Below are 361 nucleotides of genomic sequence, written 5' to 3'. Positions count from 1 at the left end.
CATCCGCAATGTGGCGGATCGTGGCATTCGTACTCTTGAAGCAGCCAGCGATTACCTGCTGCGCGGGCCTTTGCTCAGTTATGCCGAGCACGGCATCGGTTTGTGGTGTGTGGAACGGCGCGAAGACGGCCAGCCGGTAGGCATGTGCGGCCTGATACGCCGTGCAGGCCTTGCCGATGTGGACGTTGGCTATGTCATGCTGCCAGCCTGGCGTGGGCTGTCTTATGCCAGCGAGGCGGCGACGGCCTGCGTGCAGTACGGCTTGCACAGCCTGCACCTGCCGCGGGTGGTGGCTTACATCAACCCCGACAATACGGCATCCGCCCGGGTTCTGTGCAAGGCCGGACTGCATGCCTGCGGC

Annotated in this window: 1 protein-coding gene; it reads left to right on the top strand. The window is 64.0% G+C overall.

The annotated features are described in order from the left end of the window. Positions 1-361, top strand: a 361-nt coding sequence (locus tag ACODSO_RS29315; protein ID WP_489040111.1) for a GNAT family N-acetyltransferase, incomplete at both ends; no start/stop codon positions are given.

It is taken from the genome of Rhodococcus sp. FG69 (assembly GCF_057808915.1).
The sequence above is the reverse complement of the archived record's forward strand: the minus strand, read 5'-3'. Positions and strand labels throughout refer to the sequence as shown.